Origin of the sequence: Methylobacterium sp. 13MFTsu3.1M2, assembly GCF_900112625.1 — a bacterium.
Taxonomy (GTDB): Bacteria; Pseudomonadota; Alphaproteobacteria; order Rhizobiales; family Beijerinckiaceae; genus Methylobacterium.
Map to the genome: position 1 here is coordinate 135,203 of NZ_FOMM01000013.1, position 25,678 is coordinate 160,880.

Consider the following 25,678-nt stretch of genomic DNA (forward strand, 5'->3'; position numbering starts at 1 on the left):
CGCGCTCAGCCCCGCAGCTGGCCGCCGCCGCGCACGACCAGGCCCAGGCCGACACACGCGGCGGTCAGGCCGAACACGACGACGTAGAGATGGTCGACCTGCAGTCCGGCAGCCGGGTAGTAGGCCGACCTCATCCATTCCGCCACCTGCAGGGCCGGATTGAACTTGGCCCAGTAGTATAGCCGTTCCGGCAAGTAGCTCGGCAGGAAGAGGACGCCGCTGGACACGTAGAGGATGATGCTGAACAGGGCGTAGCCGATCAGCCATCCGGGGAAGAAGCCGATGATCGCGACGTTGATCGTGCCGATCCCGATCCCGAGCGCGATCGCGGCGAGATAGCCGCCCACCGCCGTCAGCGGGTCCGCCGGGACCGGGTTCGTGCCGAGCGCGACCAGGACACCGCTCACGACCAGCAGGGCCAGGAAGCCGGTGACGATCTCGACGAGCACGCGGGAGAACACCAGGTCGAACAGCCTGACCTGCGGGTAGTAGGTCAGCGGCCGGTTGACGATCACGGACTTCATGACTTCGCGCGAGATGTACTGGAAGACGAGCACGGGCACGGCGCCCGTCGCAAAGAACAGGGCCCTGTCGTCGCCGAGCGGCGCGGGCAGCTTCTGAACCGTGTAGATCGTGATCAGCACGAAGACGTGCACGCACGGCCAGAGAACGACGACCCCGTAACCCCACATCGACGCGCCGAAGCGGGTGCGCATGTCGCGCAGCATCAGCGCGTGCAGGACGTGGAGGTAGGCCTCGACCGCGTTCCTCCGCGGCTTCACGCTCGTTCGCGCGCCCATGGAGCATGGCCTCTGCTGTCCGACGGCGGTCGGGAGGGGACGACGATGCGGATGTCCGGGGGCCGGGGCGATGATCGAGGTCGGATCCGCCCGGCCGCACCGGCGCCTAGGCGGCGCGCGCCCGCGACGCGTCCCGCAGGCGCGTCGCCGTCAGCCAGGCCGCGGAGACGAGGAAGTAGAAGGCGCCGAACGCCGCGTAGGGCGCGACATCCACGATCCCGGGGACCGCGGCGCCGGCCGCCTGCCGGATGAAGAAGCCGCCGGCGAGCGCCGATTGCGCGCCGCTCAGGACCATGGCCCACTGGGCGCCGGCCCGCCAGCGGCGCGCGCCGGTCAGAAGCTGGAGCAGTCCCGAGAGGATGGCCCAGGCGCCGAACACCGCGAGCACCGCGTTCGGGCCCCGTCCGAGGGCGACCGCGACCGCGAGCGCGGTCGCCGCGCTGATCGCCGCGTTGAGGGCCTGGCTGGGACTGCCCGCGAGGCCGCCGTTGCGCCGGGCGTCGGCCAGGTTGGCGAGCGCGTCCCAGGCGGGATAGGCGACCAGGAGCGTCGCGGCGACCGCCGGCATGCCTCTCCCGAGGCCGAGCGCGGCGGCCACCCAGGCGGCGGCGACGCCGGCACGCACGAAGTAGTAGGCGGTGAGCCAGGGCAAGGCAGGACCGCGATCGCGCTGCGGGTCGGTTCTCATCGTCGGCTCCTTCGTGTACTGAGCGCGGCTCGACGGACCGGATCTATTCGTGAACAAGGTAGATGGACACGATAGATGCCGATTTATAGCTTCGTAGATCCGGACGCGCCGAGCGAATACGCGCTTCGATGGGCCCACGTTTAGGATCGGGAGCCGGGGCCAGCCATGTCGGAAACGCTGGAAAACTTGACCGATCTTCCGGAGGGCGGGCCGCGCAGCGCCGCGTCCGGCGACCTGCTGTCCCACGTGCTCGCGCAGATCCGCCTCACCGGGGACCGCGTCGAGTCCCGGCCGGTCGCGCCGGGCGAGCGCCTGGATCTGGATGCCGGCGCAGGCCACGTCCTCGTGGTGATCGCGGGCGCCCTCATCCTCGAAGGCGACGGCGAGTCCCTCGCGGTCGGCGCCGGCGACCTGCTGTTCCTGCCCCACGGCCTCGGAACCGGGCGGTTGGTCGCCGCCGAGGGCGCGGACGTCGTCGCCTGCCGGTTCTGGTTCGATCCCTACACGCTCCGCAGCATGATCGCGCTCCTGCCGCGGCACATCTGCATCCGGCGCGAGGAGGGCGCCGGATGGCTCGACGGCCTCGTGCATTTCCTGCTGGTCGAGACGACCGACGCCGAACCCGGCGCGGCCCTGATGATCTCGCGCATCATCGACCTCGCGGTCATACGCACGCTGCGGACCTGGGTTCATCTCGGCCGGACGTCGGGGTGGCTGGCCGGCCTGGCCGATCCCCGCATCGCCCGCGCCCTCAAGGTCATGCACGAGAGGCCGCTGCAGCGCTGGAGCGTGGAGGCCCTGTCGGACGTCGCCGGCATGTCGCGGTCGAGCTTCTGCGAGCGGTTCAACGCGCTCGTCGGTCGCTCACCCCTGCGCTACCAGAACGAGTGGCGCCTGAACCTCGCGCGGGACATGCTCGCCGCGGGCGACGCCCGCGTCGGCGAGATCGGCCTGCGCGTCGGATACGAGTCGGAGGCGGCGTTCAGCCGGGCCTACAAGGCGCTGTTCGGCCACTCGCCCCGGGAGGCGACCGGTCGCGCCGCCGGGGCGCGGCCGGAAGGCTGAGGTCCGGCGCTCCGGCAGGCTCCGCCCGGGCCGATGCCGGCCGATCCCGTGTCAGCTCCCGCGATAGGTGGAGTAGCTCCACGGCGTGATGAGCAGCGGGACGTGATACTTGGCGTCTGGGTCCGAGACGCAGAAGCGCACCGGCACGCGGTCGAGGAACGGCCGCTCGGCGCCGGCACCCGTCCCGGCGAAATAGGCGCCGACGGCGAAGACGAGCTCGTAGGTCCCGGGCGTCAGGGCGTCGCCCGCGAGCAGGGGGGCGTCGGTCCGCCCGTCGCCGTTGGTCGTGGCCGACGCGACGGTCTCCCCGGTGCCGTCCCCGCTGCCGTCCCCGGCGAGGCGCCGGAGCTCGACGGTGACCCCGGCCGCCGGCTTGCCGGCGGCCGTGTCGAGGACGTGTGTCGAAAGATGGCCCATCGGCGTCCTCCCGGACGGAAAGGCCCGCGCCCGCGGCCCGAGGCGGGCGAAGGTCTGTCGGGCCGAAGGAGACGGTGGAGACGAGCACGGGGCGGGGGGCTCGGACAACCCGGAAAGCGTCCGGCATTTCCCGAATGATTTTGAAGGTCCTTGGCGCCGCGGCGGGTCGCTGCCGGCCGCGGTTCGGGGCACACCCGGGGTCGCGGCTCGGGCCGAACCACGAGCCGACATCGAGGCCGAACCCGGCCCCACGACAGATCGCGGAGGATCCGTCCCATGTATCCGATCCTGCACGAATGGGGCGGGTTCCTCATTCGATGGACCCACGTCGTCGCCGCGATCGCCTGGATCGGCGCGTCGTTCTACTTCATGCATCTCGACGCCAGCTTGCGCGCCATTCCGGCAATCCCGACCGGCAAGGGCGGCGAGGCCTGGGAGGTGCACGGCGGCGGCTTCTACCAGGTGCGCAAGTATCTCGTCGCGCCCGACCGGATGCCGGAGCACCTGATCTGGCACAAATGGCAATCCTACGCGACCTGGCTGTCGGGCTTCTCGCTGCTGTGCTGGGTCTATTACGGTCAGGCCGACCTCTACCTGATCGATCCGGCGGTCCGCGTGATCACGCCGATGACCGGGGCGGCCATCGGCCTCGGCGCCCTCGCCCTCGGCTGGCTGATCTATGACGGGCTCAACCGCTCGCCCCTGGCCAACCGGCCGCCGCTGCTCGCGGCCGCCGTGTTCCTCACGGTCGTCGCCTTCGCGTACGGCTTCCAGCAGGTCTTCTCCGGCCGGGCCGCGATGCTGCACACGGGCGCGGTGATCGCGACCTGGATGACCGGCAACGTGTTCTTCGTCATCATGCCCAACCAGCGCAAGGCGATCGCCGAGCTGGTCGCGGGCCGGGTCCCGAACCCCGCCTGGGGCAAGCAGGCGAAGAACCGCTCGTCCCACAACAACTACCTGACGCTGCCGGTGCTGTTCTTCATGCTGTCCGGCCACTACCCGATGGCGTGGTCCTCGCCCTACAGCTGGACCATCGTCGGCCTCGTGGTGATCGCGGGCGGCGTCGTCCGCCACTACTTCAACGTGCGCAATGCCGGCGGGGGCGACCGCTGGTGGACCTGGGGCGTCGCGACGGCCTGCGTGGCGGTGGCGGTCGCGATCAGCGTCGCCTCGTCGCCGGGCGCCCGCGAGCGGATCGGCCTGTCGGCCGCCGCCGAGGCGGCCCCGGCTCCGGCCCCGGCGATCAGCCTCGCGGCGGCCGGGACGGGCGCGCTCGAGGGCCCCGCGGTCGACGACGCCGTGATGGCCGTGGTCGGGACGCGCTGCGCCATGTGCCACGCCGCCGAGCCCCTGTGGCCGGGCCTGACGAGCCCGCCCAAGGGCGTGCTCCTCGACAGCCCCGAGCATGTCGCGCGCTTCGCGCCGGCCATCCGCCTGCAGGCCGTCCTGACGCACGCGATGCCGCCGAACAACATCACCGACATGCAGCCCGAGGAGCGCGCGGCGCTCGCCCGCTGGCTCGCCGCGCGATAACCGTCGGACCCCGTCTATTCGCGCCAACGCAGGATCCCGCCCGTGACCGCACCGGATACAGACGGCCCCCCGCGCGACTTCGTCGGCTACGGCGAGGCGCCGCCCGACGCCCGCTGGCCCGGCGGCGCCCGCGTCGCCGTCCAGTTCGTGCTGAACTACGAGGAGGGCGGCGAGCGCTCCGTCCTCGACGGCGACCCCCACGCCGAGATCTTCCTCTCCGAGATCGCCGGGGCCACGCCCTTCCCCGCGCGGCACATGAGCATGGAGAGCCTCTACGAGTACGGCGCGCGCGCGGGCGTCTGGCGGATCCTGCGCCTGTTCCGCGAGCGCGGCGCCCCCCTCACGGTCTTCGGCGTCGCGCAGGCGCTCGCCCGCAATCCGGCCGCCGTGGAGGCGTTTCTCCGCGACGGCCACGAGATCGCCGGCCACGGCTGGCGCTGGCTGCCCTACCAGGACGTCCCGGAGGCGATCGAGCGGGAGCACCTCGCCCGCGCGGTCGAGACGATCCGGAGCCTGACCGGCGAGATGCCGCTCGGCTGGTACACCGGCCGCGACAGCCCGAACACCCGGCGGCTCGTGGTCGAGCAGGGCGGCTTCCTCTACGATTCGGACAGCTACGCCGACGACCTGCCCTACTGGGTCCGCGTCGCCGGCCGGGACCACCTCGTGGTGCCCTACACCCTCGACACCAACGACATGCGCTTCTCGATCCCCGGCGGCTTCCCGTCGGGCGAGCAGTTCTTCGCGCACCTGCGCGACGCCTTCGACTGCCTCTACGAGGAGGGGGCGAGCGCCCCGAAGATGCTGTCGATCGGGCTGCATTGCCGCCTCGTCGGGCGCCCGGCGCGCCTGCCGGCCCTCGCCCGGTTCCTCGACCACGTCCTGGCCCGTCCCGACGTCTGGGTGACCCGGCGGATCGACATCGCCCGGCACTGGGCGGCCCACCATCCTCCCGGCGCCCCGGCGGCGGGACCGACCCCGGAGAGGACAGGTCCGTGATCACCATCGCCGCGCTCAACGCGCTCGCGCGCGACGCCTTCGTGGACCTCCTCGCCGAGGTCTACGAGCATTCCCCCTGGGTCCCCGAGGCGGCCTTCGACCGCGGGCCCTTCGCGGGGCGCGCGGACCTGCACGCGGCGATGGAGGCGACGGTGGCCGGCGCCGACCGGGTCCGCCAGCTCGCCCTGCTGCGGGCGCATCCCGAACTCGCCGGGCGGGCCGCCCAGCGCGGCGAGCTCACCGCGCATTCCAGCCGCGAGCAGGCGGGAAGCGGATTGCTAGGCTGCCCCTCCCCCGCGGTGGCGCGGCTGCAGGACCTCAACCGGGCCTACGCCGAGCGCTTCGGCTTCCCGTTCATCATCGCGGTCCGGGGCCTCGACCGCGACGCGATCCTCGCCCGCCTGGAGCAGCGGCTCGGCAACCCGCCGGAGACCGAGCGGGCCGAGGCCCTGCGGCAGGTCGGACGGATCGCCGCCCTGCGCCTGGAGGCCCTCGTCGCGGCCTGAGGCGCCCGCCTCAGACCGCCCGGCCGCCGACCAGGGCGAGCTGCTCGCTCACGTGCTGGCGCAGGGCCTCGTGCGTCATGTCGACGAAGGTCTTGGTCCGGGCCGACAGCATCTTGCGGGACGGGTAGAGCAGGCCGAGCGTCACGCTGGTCGGCGGGGTGTGCTCCAGGACCGGGACGAGCCGGCCCTCGGCGAGGTGCGCCGCGACCTCGAACAGCGGCTTCAGGACGATGCCCTCGCCGGCCAGCGCCCAGGCGGTGAGCGTGTCGCCGTCGTCGGCGTCGATGTGCCCCGAGACCGGCAGGGTCACGGTCTCCTGGCCGTCGACCAGGGTCCAGCGGAACTGCTCGGCGCCGGGATAGCGCAGCAGCAGGCAATCGTGCTGCAGCAGGTCCGCCGGCTCGGCGGGCGCGGGGTGCTCGGCCAGGTAGGCCGGCGCCGCGCACAGGACCCGCTCGATCTCCGCGACCTTGCGCAGGGTGAAGGTGGAATCGCGCATCTGCGACAGGCGGACCGCGACGTCGACCGCCTCCTGCACGAGGTCGAGGAGGTGCTCCGACAGGCGCAGCCGGACATCGGTCTCGCCGTGGCGGGCGCGGAAGCGCGGCACGAGCGGCGCGACGACCCGGCGGCCGAGACCGAGCGGCGCCGTCACCTTCAGCACCCCGCGCGGCACCGCGCCCGCGGTCTCGACGCTCTTCTCGGCTTGCTCGACCGCCGCGGTGATGTCGAGGCAGCGGTCGTAGAAGATCCGGCCGGCCTCCGTGAGGCTCATGCGCCGCGTCGTCCGGGTGAGCAGGAGGCAGCCGAGATGCTCCTCCAGGGTCTGGATCCGGTAGCTCACCACCGACGGTGACAGCCGCAGCGAGCGGCCGGCGGCCGAGAAGCTCCCCGTCTCCGCCGAGCGCAGGAAGATGCGGATGCTTTCCAGGGAAATCATGAGCGGGGATCGTCAGGAGCAGTTCGGACCTGTCAACGGACTGTCCCGACAATGTGAACTCGGCGTCCGACCCGATCATCCCCCGCGGCGTGACGCGTCGGTCGGTGCAGCCCGCTCCGTCATTGCGAGCGCAGCGAAGCAACCCAGGGCTGCAGGACATCGGGGAACGTGGTGCCGGCTGGATTGCTTCGCTCCGCTCGCAACGACGGCGGAACCGATCTGATCAACCGAAACGGCATCAGAAGACGTGGAACGCGACGCCGGCGAGGAAGCTCTTCTCCTCGGTGCCCTTGAAGGTCGCGGTCTCGACGTTCCCGAACTTGTTGTGCCAGTATTGGAACCCGACGAAGACATCGACCCGGTTGGGCTGGTCGTAGACGAGCTTGCCGAGATCGAGCACGAGGTTGGTGCGCGACAGGAATTCGAGCCCGCGGGGCGGGTTGAAGGCGAAGGCGGCCGGGTTGCTCACGCCCCGCCCCTTCGGCAGCACGATGTTGTTGAAGCCGACGAGGCTGAGCGGCAGCCCCGTGAAGGTCAGGGGAAAGTTGTAGACCAGCTCGAATTCCGGGACCGTGTCGAAGCTCTGGTCGCGGTCCGGCTGGAGATTGAACCCGTTCCGGTTCCACTCCTTGTAGGCTTGCACGGAGAGGTTGAGAAAGCCCGCCGGCACGTCGAAGGCGAAGTTCAGGCCGCCGACGATGTCGCGCTTCTTCGAGCCGAAGGCGTCGTTCTGGGCGTTGGCGTCGAAGCCGAAGGCGAGCGACACCTCCTTGACGAGGCCGGGAACGGTGAAGGCCTTCGTGCCCGTGAGCGCGTTGAGGCTCAGCGTGCCGCGATACAGCCCGTAGGCTTCGGTGTTGCCGAAATCGGCGAAGAACGGGGCGGCGACGGAGCCCGGCGCGTTGGTGGTGCCGGCCGGGAACTGGGACCCGGACTTGAGGATGTCGAGGGAGAAGAAGTTCGTCCCGTAGGCCCAGGCATCGGCGTGGGAGATATTCAGGATGTGCTTGGGCGCCGCGCGGGAGACGAAGCTGCCGTCGGGGCGCTGGATCTGGATTCCGGGCGAGACGGTGGGGAACTGGTAGCGGTAGCTGATCTGGGTGTCGGCGAAGAGGAAGAACGGGCCGTCCTCCACCACCGTCGTGGCCTCGGGGGCCACCGGCGCCGAGGAGGCCGTCCCGAGGTCCTGCGCCCCCGCCGCGCACGTCATCCCGAGCGGCAGCAGCGCGGCCGCGATCCGACAAGCCATGGTCATGTCCGCCCCCTCCTCCCGGCCGCCTTCAGTGCGAAGCGTCGGCCCGCAAACCCGCGCGCTGGCGCGCGACCTCGTCCGGCGTGACCGCCTGACCCTGCCCGCCCCATTCGGCCCGCATCCAGGTCGCGAGGTCGGCGAGCGCCGCGTCGTCGATCAGGGCGGCGAAGGGCGGCATGGCCTCCATCCGCTCGTTGCCCGGGAAGCGCTGCGCCGGGAGCCCGACGAGGATCGCCCGCAGGAGACCGCCCGCGCCCGCGACCCGCATCGCGGTGTTCGTCCGCAGCGGCACGGAGACGTGGGGGATCCCCTCCCCCGCCCCGCCGTGGCAGCCGGCGCAGAGGCCGGCGTAGCTGGCCCGACCCCGGGCCGCGACCGCCGCCGGGATCGCCGCGGGGGTGGCGGCGACCGGCGTCTCGGGCTCGGCCGGCAGGGCGTCGCGGTCGAACAGGTAGGCGGAGAGCGCCGTGAGGTCGGCCGCGTCCATGTGCTGCGTCGAGAAATGCACGACGTCGAACATCTGGTGCGTCGCGCCGCCCTGGGCCGAGAGGCCCGTGCGCATGAACCCGACGAGCCCGTGCGGGGTGAAGCCCATCCGCGCGAGGCCCGCGGGCGTGATGTCGGGCGCCTCGACGCCCTCGATCGTGGCGCCGTGATAGACGGCGTCCGGGCGCATGGCTTGGAGCGCGTTGCGCGGCGTGTGGCACTCGCCGCAATGGCCGAGGGCGTCGGCGACGTAGCGGCCCCGGTTCCACAGGGGTGAGCGGCCCGGATCGGGCGCGGCGACGGTCGCCGGCAGGCTCAGGAGGTTCCAGGCCGCCAGGGTCCAGCGCTGGTCGAACGGGAAGGCGAGGGTATTGGCCCTGTTCTCCACCGCGACCGGCGCGCGGGTCATCAGGTAGGCGTAGAGGGCGTCGACATCCTCCGGCGTCAAACCGCGATACGACGTGTAGGGCATCGCCGGGTAGAGGTGGCGGCCGCCCGGCGCGATCCCGTCGCGCAGGGCCCGGTGGAAGTCGGCGCGGCTCCAGCCGCCGATGCCCTGCGGGCTCGGAGAGATGTTGGTGGCGTGGATCGTGCCGAAGGGCGTCTCCAGGGGCAGTCCCCCCGCCCAGGGGGCGCCGCCCCGGGCCGTGTGGCAGGCGAAGCAGTCGGCCGCGGCGGCGACCTTGGCGCCGCGGGGGGCGAGGCCGCGCACGGCCTCCGCGCTCAGTGGGGTCTCGACGTCGCGCGCGACGACGCTGCGCTCCAGGGCGCCGGAGGCGACGAGGCCGGCCGCCGAGACGGCCACCGCGAGGGCGGCGGCGAGCCCGGCGCCGACGCGCCGCGCGGGGGTGGTGAGGGACGGGATCCGCACGGCGCGCCTCAGGCGGTCACGAGACCGGGGGTCGCCAGCACGAGGTCGCGCACCGCCTGATGGTAGCGGACGTAGCCCGTGCAGCGGCAGATGTGGCGGTCGAGCGCCTCGGTGACGACCCGCTCGACCTCGTCGCGGCGGATCGGCTCGCGGCGCAGGCGCTCGATCAGCACGCTCGCCCCGGTGACGAAGCCCGGCGTGCAGTAGCCGCACTGGAAGGCGAAATTCTCGATGAAGGCCTGCTGGACCGGCGAGAGCACGACGGTGCCGTCCGGCGCGGTGCGGGCATGGCCCTCGACGGTGCGGATGCTCCGCCCCTCGAACCAGTGCGCGCCGGTGATGCAGGCGCGGATCTCCCGCGGGCCGGCCGCCTCCTCCAGCATCACCGTGCAGGCGTGGCAGATGCCCTGCCCGCAGCCCATGCGGCTGCCGGTGAGGCCCAGCCACTCGTGCAGGACGTCGAGCAGGCTCGTGCCGACGGGGACGGGGATCGGACCGACCGCCGCGCCGTTCACGCGGAGCGAGAGGTCCTTGATCTCGATGGCGGCGCTCATGCCAGTGCCTCGCGGATGCGCTCGGGCCGGATGGGGAGTTCGTGGAAGCGGTGGCCGATCGCGTGCGCGACGGCGTTGGCCAGCGCCGGGACGACGGCGATCATCACGACCTCGGCGATGCCCTTGGGCGGGTCGGTCTCGGAGAGCGGCGGCAGGATCTCCACCGTCTGGTTCCACGGGGCCACGTCGCGGGCGCGGGGGAGCTCGTAGCGGTTCCAGTTCCACGTGCCGTCGCCGGGGCCGTCCTCGTAGAGGGGCAGCACCTCCTTGAGGGCGTGGCCGATCCCCATGGCGAGGCCGCCCTGCACCTGGCCGGAGACCAGCTCGGGCACGATCTGGCGGCCGCACTCGAGGATCGAGTGGTGGGACAGGATCGTCACGTCGCCGCTGGCGGTATCGACCGCGACCTCCGCCAGGGTGGCCATCGGCGCGTAGTAGGTCGTGCCGACATTGTTGCGCTGGGTCGGCGGGTAGAAGACAGCCGCGCGGGGCACGAAGTGCCAGCCCGCATCCGCCATCAGGGCGCGGCGCTCGGGCGGGGCCCCGGCGCCGTAGCGCACCGCCAGGGCGTCGATCGGCAGGCGCGTCCGGCCCGTTGCGGGCAGGTCGAACTCGGCCTCGGCCCATTGCCAGCGGTTGAAGGTGTGGAGGGTCACGCCCACCGGCAGCCCGAGCCGGTGCGCCTCGGCGGCCACCGCCTCCAGGGACAGCGGCGGCAGGCCGCCGCCCAGCACTTGCCCGTCCACCAGCCGCAGCTCATCGCGGGCGACCACGTGGTAGGAGGCCAGCGCCCCGCCGCCGCCGCCCCGCGCCCAGAGCGCGCGGGCGGCGGGCCAGACGGCGTGGTCGACGAGGAACCGCGCGGCCGTCCGGGTGGCGTGGCCGAGGTAGTAGGCGGAGTTGGTCGCGCTCATCGGCGAGGTGAAGCGCGGCGTCCAGCGGGGGTTCTGCGCCCGGCGGTCCTCCTCTTCCTGGGACGTCGTGTAGGGCTGGTCGGAGGTCTCCAGCGGCATCTCGGGCCAGCGCACCACGCCGAACGCGGTCTCCGAAGGCACTCGGCCGAGGATCTCGGCCACCATGACCGCCTGCGAGGTGGTGACGCCCGGGCCCATCTCGTGGGCGACGTGGCGCAGGCTCAGGCGGCCCCGCGGGTCGAGCTCCAGCGACGCGACCGCCGCCTCGGCGCCCGTGCCGTAATCCTTGTGCACCTGCGCGAAGCCGACGCCGTAGCGGCGGCCGGGATGGGCGGCCTCGTAGGCGGCCTTGCGCGCCGCCCGGTCCCGCCAGAGCGGGTGCGCGGCGGCCTTCGTCAGGATCTCCGCGCTGCGCAGCGCCCCGGCCGGGACCGCGCCCTGGCTGTTGCGCTGGCCCGAGCGGAGCACGTTGCGCAGGCGCAGGTCGATCGCGTCGATGTCCAGGAGCGCCGCCGCCTCGTCGACCATCATCTCGGTGGCCGACATGGTCTGGAGCGTGCCGAAGCCCCGGGTCGATCCGGCCTCCACGGCCCGCGAGGCCAGGGCGATCGCCTGGAAGTCGCTCTTCGGCAGGTAGTAGATCGACTGCGCCGCGGTGGCGCCGACGAAGGAGACCGCGACGGAGTAGTTGGGGCGCCCGCCGCCGTCGCAGGCGAAGCGCCCGGTCATGGCCCGGAACCGGCCGCTGGCCCGGTCCACCAGCAGGACGTTGTCCATGCGGAAGGCGTGGCGCTTCAGCCCGTTCTGGAACTGCTCGAACCGGTCGTTGGCGAGGCGCACCGGCCGCCCGCCCGCGTAGAGCGCGGCGACGACGCAGAGGAACGGGAAGATGTGGTGGTCCTTCGTCCCGTACCCGACCGTGTAGCCGACCTTGAGATCGACCTCCCTGAGCGGGAACCGGGATTTCGAGACCAGCGCGGCGGCGGCCTCGGCCACGTCGTAGGGCGACTGCGTCGCCATCATCAGGCGCAGCGTGCCGGTGGCCGGATCGTACCAGACGTTGCCGTTGTCGGCCTCCATGGCCGAGGCGTCCGTCGACTGCGACCGGTAGGTCCGCCGCATCACCAGGGCGTCCGCGCCGGCGCCGTCGATCTCGGCCGCGATGGCGGCGGCCGCCGCCATGCCCCGGGCGAAGGGGCCGTCGTCGCCGGCCTTCGGCCAGGCGGGCTCGTCCCCGGAGAAGCCGGCGAAGATCGGGGACTGCGCGAACGGCGAGAACCGGTCGGGCGCGTCCGGCGCGTCGCCCTCGATCCGCACCCAGCGCGAGGCGCCGTAATGGGCCGGCGGCCTGGGACCGGTCTCGGCGCCGTACTGCACGACGTCGTCGGCGAAGCGCAGGGCGCGCTTGGCCGCGGCGAAGCGCGGGAAGTCGGCGTAGATCAGGATCGCCACCGGCTGCCCGAGCAGGCGCGGCGTCTCGCCCTGCGGCACGAGGAACCAGTCGCCGAAGAAGTCGGCGTGCGGGACCGAAACCCCGTCCGCCACCAGGTCCTCGTGCCGGACGATCCGGTCCGGCTGCAGGGCGGCCGGGAGCCGCGACAGGTCGATGCCGGTGAAGCGGCGGTCGGCGCGGGTCGCCGCGACGAGGAAGGCGTGGGCTTGGCCGTCGGGCCAGCCGGCGAGGTCGCGGGCCCGGTAGTCGCGGGAGAAGGTCTTGGCGCCCGTGACCTTGGCGACGGCGTCAAGGCGGTAGCGGGGCCGGCCCGGCGCGGCCCACGGGGAGCCGGCGGACAGGCCGGTCTCGGCGAGCTGCGCCCGGGCCGGGGGCGCCAGGAAGGAGACCTTCACGGCGACGCCCGCCGCCGCGCCGGCCTTCAGGAAGTGGCGCCGCGAGAGCGCCTTGGTCGCTTCGGCCGACATGGCTTCTCCCCTCAGGCCCGGTCCAGGACGGCCGCGTGCGGGAAGGCGGGCTCCGCGTCGGCGACGCGGTGCTCGGCCCCGGCACCGAGACGGTCCGAGTTCAGCAGCAGGTTGAGGACGATCGCCCCGATGGCGCCGAGGGTGATCCCGCTGTGCAGGATCGGCCCGGCCCAGTCCGGCGCCGTGGCGGCGAAGAGCTTCGGCGCCGCCATCGGGATCAGGCTCAGTCCGATGCTGACCGCGACGACGATCTGGTTCCGGCGATCCCCGAGATCGGCGCCGCCCACGATCTTGAGCCCCGCCGCCGCGACCATGCCGAAGATCACGATGCCGGCGCCGCCGAGCACGGCCGGCGGGATCGACGCCACCGCGAAGGCGACCTTGGGCAGGAGGCTGACGCCCAGGATGATGAAGCCCGCCGCGACCGTGACGTAGCGGCTGCGCACCCGCGTCATGTTCACGAGGCCGACGTTCTGGGAGAACGAGGTGTGCGGGAAGGTGTTGAGGCAGCCCGCGATCAGCGTCGAGAGCGAGTCCGCCATCAGGCCGCGGGTCAGGGTCCGCTTGTCCACCGGGCGCCCGACGATGTCGCCCACCGCCAGGAACATGCCGGTCGACTCGACCAGCGTGACCATCATGACGATGCACATCGCCGCCACGGCCGTCAGGTGGAAGGTCGGCCAGCCGAAGTGGAACGGCGTGACGAGGGCGATGAGCGGGCGCTCGGCCAGCCCGTCGAGGCGGAACAGGCCGAGCGGCCAGGCGAGGCACAGGCCCGCGACGAGGCCGATCAGCACGGCGACGTTGGCGACGAAGCCGGTGGCGAAGCGGCTGACCACCAGGATCACCGCCAGGACGAAGGCCGCGACGCCGAGATGGACCGGGGCGCCGAAATCGGCGGCCCCGAAGCCGCCGCCCGCCCAGTTGATCCCGACCGGCAGCAGCGTGACGCCGATGATCAGGATGACCGTGCCGGTGACCAGCGGCGGGAAGAAGCTCGCGAGCCTGGAGAAGAACGGCCGGAGCAGCAGGCCGAACACACCCGCCCCGATGGTCGCGCCGAAGATGCCCGGCAGGCCGATCGTCGGATCCTGCGCCATCGCCACCATCGGGCCGACCGCCGCGAAGCTGACGCCCATGATGACCGGCAGGCGGATGCCGAAGATCCCCAGGCCGAGGGACTGGATCAGGATCGCGATGCCCGTCACCAGCAGGTCGCAGTTGATCAGGTAGGCGACCGTCTCGGTCGGCAGGTTCATCGCCGCGCCGAGGATGAGCGGCGGCGCGACAGCCCCCGCGCTCATCACGAGCACGTGCTGCATGCCGTAGGCGAGGAGCTTGGGAAGGGGCGGGATCGCGTCGACCGCGTCCACCTCGCGCGTTGTCCTGTCGTGAGACGTCATGGGCGTGTCCTCCGCCAGCCGGGACCTGTCGAGGCGTCGTCCCGTGATGGTGTCGTCGGGGACCCGGCAGCGGTGGCCGGACCTCTTCCGGGTCCGGGCCGCCAGGAGCGGGTGTGGGGCCAGTCGCAGGGCGGGCCGTGGCGGCCCACCCGGGGGCGGGGGAGCGGGCTCTCGGCGGCCGCTCCGGGGTCATGCGCTGCCGACTTGGCTGGCTCTCAAACCTTGCATGGCTGGCCGCGAATGCCATGCCGGGATTTCGGAAGCACTTTGCGAAAAATCGCCAAGGTGACCGGTGGCGGCTGCCGTATGCTGCGGCCCGCTGACGGCCCCGAGACGGTGCGCCCGGCACGGCGTTCCTGCTGCCAGAGGGCGGCATCTGGCCGTGGGGAGGCGTCGCGGCCCGTCCGGCGCGGCCTCCAGGGCGTACCCGGAGAGACGCGATGACCTCCCTGCTGCTGACGAACGCCGACATCCTGGTGACGATGGACGCGCAGCGCCGGGAGATCCCCGGCGGCGCGGTCTACGTGGAGGACAACCGCATCGTCGCCGTCGGCCCCGCCGCCGAGGTGCCGCAGCGGGCCGACACCGTCCTCGACATGCGCGGCCACGCGGTGATGCCGGGCCTCGTGAACACCCACCACCACATGTACCAGACGCTCACCCGCGCGGTGCCGGCCGCGCAGGACGCCGAGCTGTTCGGCTGGCTGAAGGCGCTCTACCCGATCTGGGCCCGGCTCACGCCCGAGATGGTCCGCGTCTCGACGCAGACCGCGATGGCGGAGCTGATCCTCTCGGGCTGCACCACGTCGAGCGACCACCTCTACATCTACCCGAACGGCTGCCGGCTCGACGATTCCATCGAGGGTGCCGAGGAGATCGGTATGCGCTTCCACGCCGCCCGCGGCGCGATGAGCGTCGGGGAGAGCGCGGGCGGACTCCCGCCGGACTCGGTCGTCGAGGACGAGGCGGCGATCCTCGAAGACACGCGCCGTCTGATCGAGCGCTGGCACGATCCGGAGCGCTTCGCCATGCGCCGGATCGTGGTGGCGCCCTGCTCACCGTTCTCGGTCAGTCGCGGCCTGATGCGCGATGCCGCCGAGCTGGCCCGGCACTACGGCGTCTCGCTCCACACCCACCTCGCGGAGAACGACGACGACGTCCGCTACAGCCTGGAAAAATTCGGGATGACGCCGGCGGAGTACGCCGCCGACCTGGGCTGGACGGGCCCCGACGTGTGGCACGCCCACTGCGTCAAGCTCGACCGCGCCGGAATCGCGCTGTTCGGCCGGACCGGGACCGGGGTGGCGCACTGCCCCTGCTCCAACATGCGCCTCGCCTCGGGCATCGCGCCCGTCCGGCAGATGCGGTGCGCGGGCGTGCCGGTCGGGCTCGGCGTCGACGGCTCGGCCTCCAACGACGGGTCGCACATGCTGGGCGAGGCGCGGCAGGCCATGCTGCTCGCCCGCGTCGGTTTCGGACCGGCGGCCATGAATGCGCGGGAGGCGCTGGAGATCGCGACGCTCGGCGGCGCGAAGGTGCTGAACCGGGACGATATCGGCGCGCTGGCCCCCGGCATGGCGGCCGACATCGTCGCCTTCGACCTGCGCGGCCTCGGCATGGCGGGGGCGCTGCACGACCCCGTCGCCGCCCTCACCTTCTGCGCGCCGCAGACGGTGGCCTGGAGCGTCATTAATGGGAAGATCGTGGTGCGCGAGGGCCACCTGACGACCCTCGACACCGGGGCGCTGGCCCGCCGCCACAACGCCCTCGCGGCGGCCCTGGTGCGGGGCGAGGCGTAGGCCACACTACTCATCCTCCGCAGAGGGGCTCGCGGATCCAGACATCGAGTTCGGCGGCGCGGCTCTAGGATCGGGCGCGCGTCCCGATCAGCGTCGATGTCCGCTGGAGATTTGAGAAGATCCTGGTACGCAGAGATAGAGGCTGGAGTAATGCCCTCTTATAATCCCTTCGATTGATAATTCATGCGCGGCCGTCTTTGCGAGCGGAGCGAAGCAACCCAGAGCAGCGCAACGCCTATAAAGGTCGCGCGACCCTGGGTCACTTCGCTTTGCTCGTGATGACGGCGAGGAATGCGTCGGCCGCAGCTTTCGGCCGGAAACTGTATTGCCCTCGGGCCGCGCCCGTCGAGCCTGTCAGACATCCACCTCCGTCGCCAGCCCCTTGGCCACCGCGCGGTCGACCGCCACCGCGGCGACCGCGAGGTCCTGCAGCCCGACCCCGGTGCCGTCGAACAGGGTGATCTCGGACTCCGAGACGCGGCCGGGGTGATCGCCGTTGATCACCGCCCCGATCTCCACGATGGAATCCGCGGCGAGGAGCCCCCGCGCGACGGCGTGCTGCGCCTCGCCGATGCTGACCGACTGCGCGACCTCGTCGGTGAAGACCGTCGCGCCCGCGAGCAGTTCGGCCTCCACCTCCTGCTTGCCGCGCGTGTCCGTCCCCATGCAGGCGAGGTGCGTGCCCGGCCGGACCTGCGCGGCCTTCAGGATCGGCGCGAACGAGGACGTGATCGTCACGACGACGTCGGCCTCGGACCCGAGCCGGTCGAGGTCGACCGCCTCGAACGGCACGCCGTGCTCCCGCGCCACCGCCTCCATCCGGCCGAACATGCCGGGATGCAGGTTCCACGCGAGGACCCCCTCGAACGGCCGCTGCGCCAGCGCGGCGCGCAGCTGGAACGCCGACTGGTGGCCCGCGCCGATCATGCCCAGCACCCGCGCATCTTTGCGGGCGAGGTGCCGGACGGAGATGGCGCAGGCCGCGGCCGTGCGCAGCGCGGTGAGGAGGTTCCCTCCGACGACGGCCCGGCAGCGGCCGGTATCGGCGTCGAACAGGAACACCGTCGACTGGTGGTTGGTCAGGCCCTTCGCGGCGTTGCCGGGCCAGAAGCCGCCGGCCTTGAGGCCGAGCGCGAGGCTGTCCCGGTCGAAGCCCGACTTGAAGCCGTAGAGCGCGTCGGCGTGGCCGATGGCTTCCCGGACGACCGGGAAGTTGCCGGCTCGCCGCCGCGCCATGGAGGCGAAGACCTGTTCGACGGCGGTAAAGCACTCCGCCTCGGTCAACAGCCCGTCGATCGCGTGCTCGGGAACGATGATCATCGCGGATGTGTCCTCAATTCGTGAGCCGGCATGTCGTCCCCGTCATCGCGGGCGTCGCGAAGCGACCCAGGGCAGCGGGCCCCGTCGAGGCGCGTCCTCGGATCGCTGCGCCGCGCTCGCGATGACGGACGGCGTGCAGGGTGCGTCAGTAGGCCTTGCCGCGGGCCGAGACCGGCCAGAGCGTCTCGACCCGGCCGTTGCGGACGCCGACATACCAGTCGTGGACGTTGCAGGTCGGATCGCAGTGGCCGGGGACGAGGCGCAGACGGTCGTTGACCTTCAGCCGGCCCTCGGGATCCTCGATCACCCCGTGCTCGTCCGAGCACTTGATGTATTTCACGTCGTCGCGGCCGAAGACGAAGGGCAGGCCGGAATCGACCGACTGCACCTTCAGGCCCGCGTCGCAGATCGCCTTGTCGGCCTTGGCGTGGCTCATCACGCTGGTGAGGATGAACAGGGCGTTCCTCCACTCGCCCGCGTCGATGCGGTTGCCGTCCCGGTCGCGGATGCGCCCGTAATCGGCGTCCATGAACGCGTAGCTGCCGCATTGCAGTTCGTTGTACACGCCGGATCCGGCCTCGAAATAGTAGCTGCCGGTGCCGCCGCCGCTGACGAGCTCCGGCTCGAGGCCCTCCCGGTTCAGCGCCGCGACGGCGTCGCGCACCTGGGCGATGGCCGCGTCGAGCTTGGCCCGCCGCTCCTCGTAGCCGTCGATGTGCTGCATGGCGCCCTGGTAGGCCTGGAGGCCCGCGAAGCGCAGGTTCGGCGCGGCCGCGACGGCCTGGGCGATCGCCACCACCTCGGGGGTCGTCCGCACGCCGCAGCGGCCGGCGCCGCAATCGATCTCGACGAAGCAGTCGAGCTGCGTGCCGTGCCGCTGCGCCGCCGCCGAGAGGTCGGCGACGTTCGCCACGTCGTCGAGGCAGACGATGATGCGGGCACCGTGCAGCGGCAGCCGCGCCAGCCGGTCGATCTTGCCCGGGTCGCGCACTTGGTTCGAGACCAGGATATCCTTGATGCCCGCGCGGGCGAAGACTTCCGCCTCCGAGACCTTCTGGCAGCAGACGCCGCAGGCGCCGCCGAGGCTCTGCTGAAGCTTCAGGATGTCGACGGACTTGTGCATCTTGCCGTGGGCGCGGTGGCGCATCCCGTGCGCCTTGGCGTAGTCGCCCATCTTGCGGATGTTGCCTTCCAGCGCGTCGAGATCGACGATCAGGCAGGGCGTCTGGATCTCGTCCTCGCGCATGCCGGGCAGCGCGGGGACGTCGAAGCCGACCTCGAGATCCGCGGATCGAGCGTTCATGTGCATCTTGGGCCTCCCGTTATTGCCAGGGCAGCGCGTCGAGATCGACGTTCCCGCCGGTGATGATCACGCCCACCCGCTTGTTCGCGAAGACGGGGCGATTCTTCAGCACTGCCGCCAGGGCGACGGCGCTGGACGGCTCCATGACGATCTTCAGCCGCTTCCAGATCAGCTGCATCGCCGCGACGATCTCGGCCTCGGAGACCGTGAGGATATCCGCGACGTGGTGGCGGACGAAGTGCCAAGTGAGGTCCTTCAGCGGCACCTTCAGGCCGTCCGCGACCGTCACCGGCGCGTCGTCGGCGATGATCCGTCCGGCCTTCAGGCTGCGATGGGCGTCGTCGGCCTGCTCGGGCTCCGCCGCGTAGACGGCGATGTGCGGGGCGAGCCCGGCCAGCGTCAGGCAGGTGCCCGACACCATGCCGCCGCCGCCGATCGGGGCGATCACCGCGTCGAGATCCGGGACCTGCGCGATCAGCTCGCGGGCGCAGGTCGCCTGCCCGGCGATGACGCGGGGATCGTTGTAGGGATGCACGAACTCCGCGCCGGTCTCGGCGACGACCTCGGCGAACACGGCCTCGCGCGATGAGGTGGACGGCTCGCACTCCACCACCCGGCCGCCGTAGCCGCGCACGGCGTCCTTCTTCGCCTGGGGCGCGGTGCGCGGCATCACCACCGTGCAGGGGATGCCGCGCCGGCCCGCCGCGTAGGACAGGCAGGTGCCGTGGTTGCCTGACGAGTGGGTCGCCACGCCCCGGGCGGCCTGCGCCTCGGTGAGGCTGAAGACGGCGTTCGAGGCGCCCCGCGCCTTGAAGGCGCCGGCCTTCTGCAGGTTCTCGCACTTGAAGAACAGCTGCGCGCCGGCGGCTTCATCGATGATCCGCGAGGTCAGGACCGGCGTCTCGTGGATGTAGGGCCGGATGCGCTCGTGGGCGGCCAGGACGTCGTCGAGGGTGGGCGTGATCAGGGCGCTTTCCATGGCGCGCCCCCTCAGGCGGCGGCGCGCAGGGCGGCGGCCGGGGCGCGGCGGTACACCGCCTGCGCGGCCGCGACCCCCGATCCCAGCGCGATGCGCAGGCCGAGATCGACCATCGCCATCTCGGCGGCTGCGATCCCCGACAGCGCCATCACATCCGTGAGGCTGCCGAGGTGGCCGATGCGGAAGACCTTCCCGGCGACCTCGCCGAGGCCCACCCCGAAGGCGACGTCGTAGTGGCGCGCCGCGTGGGTGACGATCCGCGTGGCGTCGAAGCCCTCCGGGGTGCGGATCGCGCTCACCGTGTCCGAGTAGAGGTCCGGGCGCGCGGCGCAGAGTTCCAGGCCCCAGGCGGCGACGGCGGCGCGGATCCCGTCCGCGATGCGGCGGTGCCGGGCGAAGACGGTCTCGAGCCCCTCGGCCAGGAGCAGTTCCGTCGACAGCTTCAGGCCGTTCAGGAGGCCGACCGCCGGCGTGTAGGGATAGGCGCCGTTCGGGTAACCCTTCGCCATGTCGCGGATGTCGAAATAGGTCCGCGGCAGCGTCGCCGTCGCCGTGGCGGCCATGGCCTTGGGCGAGAACGCCACGATGGCGAGGCCCGCGGGCAGCATGAAGCCCTTCTGCGAGCCCGTCACGGCGACATCGACGCCCCACTCGTCCATGCGGAAATCCATGGACGCGATCGAGCTGACGCCGTCGACCAGCAGCAGAGCCGGGTGGTTGCTGGCATCCAGCGCGCGGCGCACGGCGGCGACGTCCGAGCGGACGCCGGTCGCCGTCTCGTTGTGCGTGACGAGCACGGCCCGGATGCGGTGCGCCTTGTCGGCCGCGAGGGCCTCGGCGAAGCGATCCGCCGGAAGCCCCTCGCCCCACGGGGCTTCGATCATCCGGACATCAAGGCCGTGGCGGCGCGTCATGTCGATCCAGCGGTGGCTGAACATGCCGTGGCGCGCCGCCAGCACCGTGTCGCCGGCGCTGAGCGTGTTGGAGAGCGCGGTCTCCCAGCCGCCCGTAGCCGTCGACGGGAAGATGAACACCTCGGCGTCCTCGCTCTTCAGGACCTTCTTCACGCCGGCGAGCGCCGGATGAAGGATCTGCGCGAAGAGCGGCGACCGGTGATCCAGCGTCGGCATGTCGGCCGCGCGGCGAAGCACTTCCGGCATGTTGGTCGGGCCGGGAATGAAGACGGGATTCTGTGCGAACATCGGCGGCGCTCTCCTCCAATACGGGAACGATAGCACCGCCGATCCCGTATTGATATTTTCTTGAAAAACTTTTTCATACGGGGTCGGAGCGCGGAAACGCGCGCCGCGACAACGCCTTACCTTTTTCCGTTGTGAGAAAAATTTTTCCATCCTAGGGATGGGTTGGGTGGGCTAGGGCGAGGGCGCCATGGATTCGGGAAACCGGCGGCGCGGGCGGCCGAAGGGGTTCGGCGGCGCCAAGCCGGCGGCGACCATCCAGGCGCTCGACCGCGCCCTCGATGTCCTCGACGTCCTGGCGGGCGGCGATGGGCTGACGCTCTCGGAACTGGCCGGCAGGCTCGAGCAATCCGTGGCGACCATGCACCGGGTCCTCGCGACGCTCGAGCGCCGCGGCCTCGTCGAGATCAGCGCCGACAAGCAGGAGTGGCACGTCGGTGCGGAGGCCTACCGGCTCGGATCGGCGTTCCTGCGCCGCCACAACGTCGTCGAGCGGAGCCGGTCGATGATGTGGACGCTGATGCAGGAGACCGGCGAGACCTCCAATCTCGGCGTCGAGAAGGACGGCAACGTCCTGTTCGTCAGCCAGGTGGAGACCCACGAGACGATCCGCGCCTTCTTCCCGCCGGGCTCCCTGTCGCCGCTGCACGCGTCGGGCATCGGGAAGGCTCTGCTGAGCACCTACGCGCCGGCCCGGACCGAGCGCCTGTTCCGGGGAAAGACCTTCGCGCGGTTCACCGACAAGACCATCGGCTCACTTGACCAGCTGCGCGACGACGTCGAGGCGACCCGCCGCCGGGGCTACGCGATCGACGATGAGGAGCGGAGCATCGGGATGCGCTGCGTCGCCGCCCCGATCCTCAACGTCCACGGCGAGGCCATCGCGGGGATCTCGGTGTCGGGGCCGACGCACCGGCTGTCCGACGAGAAGCTGCGCGCGATCGGCGAGCGGGTGCGGAGAGGCGCCGCCGCGGTCTCGCGCGCCCTCGGAGCGCCCGCCGCGACGATGACCGCGACGCCCGACGCGCCGGGCGCGCCCGACCGGGACTGACCAGCGGTGCGGCGAGGCGTGTCCTAGCGCTCGGGATGCGGGCGGCGCGGATCGACGGTGCCGACCGCCGACGAGGGCCTGCCGTCGCCGTCGAGGATACCGGCGCGCCCGTCCGGCGCCGTCCGCGGTTCCGCGAGCGCCGCGCGGCCCTGGACGCCGCCGGGGGCGGTGACGGCCGGGATGCCGGCGGGGGCGGTGAAGCTCTGCGCCAGGGCGGGCCCGGACAGGCCGATCCCGATCACGGCGCCGATCAGAAGACGAGAGGTCATGGCGGAGGTCCAGCTCAGGTCTGTCGCCGGGATCATCCCGGCCGCGTTACGCCTCGATGTGGGATCCGCGACCCCGGGGTCCAACACGCGGGACGAGCCCCCGTGCGCCCGCGCACGGCGCCGCGTGCCGCGCCGCCCGGACGGTGCCGCCCCGCGGCCCGCGTCCGCCCCGCAGGGCTCCGTGACCGTGGCGGGCGAAAGTCCGGAACGGAGAAGCCGAGCTTCGAGTTGAGGGGCCGCTGAATCAGGGGCCATCCGTGAGACCGTCTCTCCTCGCCACGCTCGGGCTGCTGCTCGTCGCCTACCCGCACGCGTCCGGGGCGCAGGGCGTTCCGGACTCGCGAGGCGTCCAGAGCGTCCAAGACGTGCAGGATGTCCGGGACCTGCCGGCCGCGACCGTCGAGCCGGGCGAGCCCCGCCCGGGACCGCCCCCGCCGCTCCCGGACATCTCGGACCCGAACGGCCGGGCCGGCGAGGCCCTGAACGAGCCCGGCGAGCGCTCCGGCATCCCGAAGGCCCTGCGCTCCTCCGGATCGAAGGCGGGCGGGCCAGCCAACGACCTCAATCCGAGCGGGCAGGCGGAGGCGCCGGCACCGCCGAAGGGCGACCTGGGCCGGGTCATCGCCGGCAAGGAGCTGTTCCACGGCAATTACTGCGGCACGGGCCAGCGCGGCGAGGGGCTGCCGCCGACCGACGCCCTCGATGCCGCGTGCATGCGCCACGACGCCTGCTACGACGCGGCGGGCTACCGTTCGTGCGCCTGCGACGCGACGCTGAGGCGCGAGGCCTCCACCGTGTCGGACAGCCCGGACGCGGCGCTGGAGGTGCGGCGCCGGGCGCTGAGCGTGATCGAGGCTACCGCCGCGATGGCGTGCCGCGCGCCCTGAGCGCCCGCCGCGATGCGGGGATCTCGCCCCGGTGACGCCACCATGGACTTGCATCCCGGCGCATGCCTGCTTTGACGGGCCGCAGTCGAAGTCCGGTCTCGCCCCTTGTCCCACCGCACCGCATCGCAGGGTCCTGTCGCGCCCGCCGCCCGCCGCGGGGCGGGCGCGGCGCGCTGGATCCCGCCCGCGATCCTGGCCGCCGGCCTCCTCGCGACCGGGCTGAGCACGGCCCTCACCTGGCAGGCGGCGGCGCTGCGCGACCGCCTGACCTTCGAGCACGCCACCGAGATCGAGCTGCGCACGGTCGAGGACCAGTTCCGCACCTACACGGCGCTCCTGCGCGGCGCCGCCGGCCTGTTCGCAGCCGACGGCGACGCCGTCACGCTGGCCCAGTTCCGGGCCTACGTGCAGCGGATCGAGTTCCAGCGCCTCTACCCCGGCTTCCTCGGCATCGGCTTCACGCCGACCCTGCCCGCCTCCGCGCGCGAGACGTTCGCCGCGCGCGCCGCGGCCCTGGGCGTCGAGAATGCCCGGGTCCGGCCGCCGACCGACAACCCGATGATCAGCCCGGTCCTGTTCGCCGAGCCGCCGAACCCGCGCAACCTCGCCGCCATCGGCTACGACGTGATGTCGGACCCGGTGCGGCGCGACATGGTCGAGCGGGCCCGCGACACCGGCCAGCCGGCCGCCTCGGCGCGGATCCAGCTCGTGCAGGAGATCGACGCGAACAAGCAGGCGGGCTTCCTCGTCGCCATGCCGGTCTATGCCGGCGGCGCCGTGCCGCCGGACCTCGAGGACCGTCGGCGACGCTTCCTGGGCTTCGTGTTCGGTGCCTTCCGGGCCGACGACCTGTTCAACAGCATCGTGGCGGCGGAGGCCGAGGAGGACGCGGCCTTCGCCATCTACGACGGCGCGCCGAGCGAGGCGAACCTGCTGCACCGGTCCGCGCAGGCCTCCGCCACCGGGGCGGGGCGCCTCACCCGCGAAGCGCATCTGGAACTCGGCGGCCGCACCTGGACCGTGGCGTTCGCGCAGCGCGTCTCGCCCCGGCGCGGCTCGGCGCTGCCGGAGATCTGGCTCGTCTGCGGCGGCGGCCTGTTCGCCACCGCCCTGCTGGCCTTCGCGGCCTACCGGCAGCGCCGCACGCAGGACGAGATCCGCCAGCTCAACGCCTCGCTGGAGGCCCGCGTCGAGGAGCGGACGCGCGATCTTCGGGCGGCGGCCGACCGTCTGCGGCAGGCCGGGGAGGAGCGGGCGCGCATGGAGGAGGCGCTGCGCCAGTCGCAGAAGATGGAGGCGGTGGGCCAGCTCACCGGCGGGCTGGCGCACGACTTCAACAACCTTCTGGCGGGCATCTCGGGCTCGCTGGAGCTCATCGAGGCCCGCATCGCCCAGGGGCGGTCGAAGGATGTCGGCAAGTACATCGCCGCCGCCCAGGGCGCCGCCCGGCGGGCCGCGGCCCTCACCCACCGCCTGCTCGCGTTCTCGCGCCGCCAGACGCTGGCGCCCAGGGCGATCGACGCCGATCGGCTGGTCCGCGGGATGCTCGACCTGATCCAGCGCACGGTCGGGCCGAGCGTCGAGGTGCGGCACGTCGGGGCGGACGGGCTCTGGGCCGCGCTCGCGGACCCGTCCCAGCTGGAGAACGCGCTCCTGAACCTCTGCATCAACGCGCGGGACGCGATGCCCGGGGGCGGCCGGATCACCATCGAGACCGACAACCGCTGGATCGACCGGCAGCAGGCCGACGCCCAGGACATGCCGGAGGGGCCGTACCTGTCGCTGTGCGTGTCCGATACCGGCACCGGCATGCCCCCGGAGGTTGTCGCCCGGGCCTTCGACCCGTTCTTCACCACCAAGCCGATGGGCGAGGGCACCGGCCTCGGCCTGTCGATGATCTACGGCTTCGCCAAGCAATCCGGCGGGCAGGTCCGGATCACCTCGACGGTCGGCCAGGGCACGAACGTGTGCATCTACCTGCCGCGGCACTTCGGCGAGGCGGACGCGGACGGGCCCGACCCGGGCAGGGGCTTGATGGCGCAGGCCGAGGCGGGCGAGACCGTGCTGATCGTGGACGACGAGCCGACGGTGCGCATGCTGGTGACGGACGTGCTGAGCGACCTCGGCTACACGGCGATCGAGGCCGCGGACGGCGCGGGCGGGCTCAGCGTGCTGCAATCGGGCGCGCGGATCGACCTGCTCGTCACGGATGTCGGCCTGCCCGGCGGCATGAACGGGCGCCAGATGGTCGACGCCGCCCGGGTCGGCCGACCGGAGCTGAAGGTGCTGTTCATCACCGGCTTCTCCGAGACCGCGCTGCCGGGCGACGGGCGTCTCGAGCCCGGCATGGCGGTGCTGACCAAGCCCTTCGCCGTGGAGGCCCTGGCCGCCCGCATCCGCGAGCTGATCGCGCGCTGAGCCGGGCCGGCCGCGACGGCGGCGCATCGCCGGTCTCGAGGTGCGCCGGATCGGCGCAGGGCGCCCTCGGGCGGCACGGCCGCGGCCACCGCCGCCCTGCCA

At 72.4% G+C, this 25,678-nt stretch carries 22 protein-coding genes; 8 read left to right on the plus strand and 14 right to left on the minus strand.

Going from position 1 to position 25,678, the window contains the following annotated elements; translation table 11 throughout:
• Positions 1 to 5 precede the first annotated feature (5 nt).
• Both BM314_RS14425 and BM314_RS14430 read right to left on the minus strand, forming a co-directional pair.
• Positions 6 to 800, minus strand: a complete 795-nt coding sequence (locus BM314_RS14425) for an ABC transporter permease (protein ID WP_020094533.1) — start codon at positions 798 to 800, stop codon at positions 6 to 8.
• A gap of 106 nt (positions 801 to 906) precedes the next feature.
• A complete protein-coding gene (locus tag BM314_RS14430) occupies positions 907 to 1,488 on the minus strand; it encodes a DUF308 domain-containing protein (protein WP_091978558.1) in 582 nt (193 codons plus the stop codon).
• A gap of 165 nt (positions 1,489 to 1,653) precedes the next feature.
• Here BM314_RS14430 and BM314_RS14435 point away from each other — a divergent pair, with 165 nt between their 5' ends.
• Positions 1,654 to 2,553: a helix-turn-helix transcriptional regulator gene (locus tag BM314_RS14435; protein ID WP_091978559.1), complete on the plus strand. Its 900-nt coding sequence runs from the start codon at positions 1,654 to 1,656 to the stop codon at positions 2,551 to 2,553.
• 51 nt (positions 2,554 to 2,604) lie between these two features.
• On the opposite strand, the gene uraH is transcribed toward BM314_RS14435, so the two are convergent.
• The gene (gene uraH, locus BM314_RS14440; RefSeq protein WP_020094530.1) at positions 2,605 to 2,970 is read right to left on the minus strand and encodes a hydroxyisourate hydrolase; all 366 of its coding nucleotides are present in this window, start codon (positions 2,968 to 2,970) and stop codon (positions 2,605 to 2,607) included.
• Between the two features lie 276 nt (positions 2,971 to 3,246).
• Between uraH and BM314_RS14445 the strand changes: the two genes are divergently transcribed.
• From BM314_RS14445 to uraD, 3 genes are read left to right on the plus strand one after another with little or no spacing between them, the layout of a single operon-like run.
• Positions 3,247 to 4,506, plus strand: coding sequence for a urate hydroxylase PuuD (locus tag BM314_RS14445; protein WP_091978560.1), 1,260 nt, complete (start codon positions 3,247 to 3,249; stop codon positions 4,504 to 4,506).
• Positions 4,507 to 4,548: 42 nt separating this feature from the next.
• A complete protein-coding gene (puuE, locus tag BM314_RS14450) occupies positions 4,549 to 5,505 on the plus strand; it encodes an allantoinase PuuE (RefSeq protein ID WP_091978561.1) in 957 nt (318 codons plus the stop codon).
• Positions 5,502 to 6,011 carry a 2-oxo-4-hydroxy-4-carboxy-5-ureidoimidazoline decarboxylase gene (uraD, locus tag BM314_RS14455; RefSeq protein ID WP_091978562.1) on the plus strand — a complete coding sequence of 170 codons (510 nt, stop codon included), beginning with the start codon at positions 5,502 to 5,504 and terminating at the stop codon, positions 6,009 to 6,011. Before puuE ends, uraD begins: the two co-directional genes overlap by 4 nt.
• A 10-nt stretch (positions 6,012 to 6,021) precedes the next feature.
• Here the strand turns inward: uraD and BM314_RS14460 are convergent, their stop codons facing one another.
• The 6 genes from BM314_RS14460 to BM314_RS14485 form a co-directional block, all read right to left on the minus strand.
• Complete coding sequence (locus BM314_RS14460) at positions 6,022 to 6,951, minus strand: LysR family transcriptional regulator (protein ID WP_091978563.1); 930 nt, start codon at positions 6,949 to 6,951, stop codon at positions 6,022 to 6,024.
• Positions 6,952 to 7,189: 238 nt separating this feature from the next.
• Positions 7,190 to 8,206, minus strand: coding sequence for a hypothetical protein (locus tag BM314_RS14465; protein ID WP_091978564.1), 1,017 nt, complete (start codon positions 8,204 to 8,206; stop codon positions 7,190 to 7,192).
• A 25-nt stretch (positions 8,207 to 8,231) separates the two neighbouring features.
• Positions 8,232 to 9,560: a c-type cytochrome gene (locus BM314_RS14470; protein ID WP_010686659.1), complete on the minus strand. Its 1,329-nt coding sequence runs from the start codon at positions 9,558 to 9,560 to the stop codon at positions 8,232 to 8,234.
• 8 nt (positions 9,561 to 9,568) lie between these two features.
• Positions 9,569 to 10,114, minus strand: coding sequence for a (2Fe-2S)-binding protein (locus BM314_RS14475; RefSeq protein ID WP_020094523.1), 546 nt, complete (start codon positions 10,112 to 10,114; stop codon positions 9,569 to 9,571).
• The gene (locus tag BM314_RS14480; RefSeq protein ID WP_091978565.1) at positions 10,111 to 12,948 is read right to left on the minus strand and encodes a xanthine dehydrogenase family protein molybdopterin-binding subunit; all 2,838 of its coding nucleotides are present in this window, start codon (positions 12,946 to 12,948) and stop codon (positions 10,111 to 10,113) included. Before BM314_RS14480 ends, BM314_RS14475 begins: the two co-directional genes overlap by 4 nt.
• A gap of 11 nt (positions 12,949 to 12,959) precedes the next feature.
• On the minus strand, positions 12,960 to 14,351 hold the full coding sequence (locus BM314_RS14485; RefSeq protein WP_091978566.1) for a nucleobase:cation symporter-2 family protein: 1,392 nt from the start codon (positions 14,349 to 14,351) through the stop codon (positions 12,960 to 12,962).
• A gap of 440 nt (positions 14,352 to 14,791) precedes the next feature.
• Between BM314_RS14485 and BM314_RS14490 the strand changes: the two genes are divergently transcribed.
• On the plus strand, positions 14,792 to 16,150 hold the full coding sequence (locus BM314_RS14490) for an 8-oxoguanine deaminase (protein ID WP_091978567.1): 1,359 nt from the start codon (positions 14,792 to 14,794) through the stop codon (positions 16,148 to 16,150).
• A 354-nt stretch (positions 16,151 to 16,504) separates the two neighbouring features.
• On the opposite strand, the gene bhcD is transcribed toward BM314_RS14490, so the two are convergent.
• From bhcD to bhcA, 4 genes are all read right to left on the minus strand, one after another.
• Complete coding sequence (bhcD, locus tag BM314_RS14495; protein ID WP_091978568.1) at positions 16,505 to 17,470, minus strand: iminosuccinate reductase BhcD; 966 nt, start codon at positions 17,468 to 17,470, stop codon at positions 16,505 to 16,507.
• Between the two features lie 145 nt (positions 17,471 to 17,615).
• The gene (gene bhcC, locus BM314_RS14500; RefSeq protein ID WP_091978569.1) at positions 17,616 to 18,779 is read right to left on the minus strand and encodes a 3-hydroxy-D-aspartate aldolase BhcC; all 1,164 of its coding nucleotides are present in this window, start codon (positions 18,777 to 18,779) and stop codon (positions 17,616 to 17,618) included.
• Between the two features lie 13 nt (positions 18,780 to 18,792).
• Positions 18,793 to 19,752: a beta-hydroxyaspartate dehydratase BhcB gene (gene bhcB / locus BM314_RS14505; protein WP_091978570.1), complete on the minus strand. Its 960-nt coding sequence runs from the start codon at positions 19,750 to 19,752 to the stop codon at positions 18,793 to 18,795.
• An 11-nt stretch (positions 19,753 to 19,763) separates the two neighbouring features.
• Positions 19,764 to 20,954, minus strand: coding sequence for an L-aspartate--glyoxylate aminotransferase BhcA (gene bhcA, locus BM314_RS14510; RefSeq protein ID WP_020094516.1), 1,191 nt, complete (start codon positions 20,952 to 20,954; stop codon positions 19,764 to 19,766).
• A gap of 187 nt (positions 20,955 to 21,141) precedes the next feature.
• Here bhcA and bhcR point away from each other — a divergent pair, with 187 nt between their 5' ends.
• Entirely contained in the window at positions 21,142 to 22,002 is an 861-nt protein-coding gene (gene bhcR / locus BM314_RS14515) for an HTH-type transcriptional regulator BhcR (RefSeq protein ID WP_091978571.1), read from the plus strand.
• Positions 22,003 to 22,025: 23 nt separating this feature from the next.
• Here bhcR and BM314_RS14520 read toward each other — a convergent pair whose 3' ends face one another.
• Entirely contained in the window at positions 22,026 to 22,271 is a 246-nt protein-coding gene (locus BM314_RS14520) for a hypothetical protein (RefSeq protein ID WP_091978682.1), read from the minus strand.
• Positions 22,272 to 22,528: 257 nt separating this feature from the next.
• Here BM314_RS14520 and BM314_RS14525 point away from each other — a divergent pair, with 257 nt between their 5' ends.
• On the plus strand, positions 22,529 to 23,158 hold the full coding sequence (locus BM314_RS14525) for a phospholipase A2 family protein (protein WP_026605148.1): 630 nt from the start codon (positions 22,529 to 22,531) through the stop codon (positions 23,156 to 23,158).
• A 105-nt stretch (positions 23,159 to 23,263) separates the two neighbouring features.
• Complete coding sequence (locus BM314_RS14530; protein ID WP_091978572.1) at positions 23,264 to 25,576, plus strand: CHASE domain-containing protein; 2,313 nt, start codon at positions 23,264 to 23,266, stop codon at positions 25,574 to 25,576.
• The last annotated feature ends 102 nt before the right edge of the window (positions 25,577 to 25,678 follow it).